A 218-nucleotide genomic window follows, 5' to 3' on the forward strand; every position below is an offset into this window, starting at 1 on the left:
CTCTCCGGGGATGCCTGTGGGGAGTGGGTGACCACAGTGATCAAGGACATAAAGCTGTGTGTGGGCGACAGGTGTGCCAATAGGAATCGCTGATAAGGATTCTGTGTCAGTACAAAAATGTGTGGCGCATTGTATCGTGGCCTCTGTTGGTCCATAGATATTAACGATCTGAAGTCTGTTTTGTGGATTAGCCGCTCTGACTTTTTGGACAACTTTAT

The 218-nt window shown here is 47.7% G+C and carries 1 protein-coding gene; it reads right to left on the bottom strand.

The genetic code is table 11. From position 1 onward, the window contains the following. Window positions 1–218 (bottom strand): AMP-binding protein (locus E1189_RS25995; RefSeq protein WP_155158129.1); only part of this gene is annotated, 218 nt, incomplete at both ends.

Source organism: Parendozoicomonas verongulae (assembly GCF_009711465.1).
GTDB lineage: Bacteria > Pseudomonadota > Gammaproteobacteria > Pseudomonadales > Endozoicomonadaceae > Sansalvadorimonas > Sansalvadorimonas verongulae.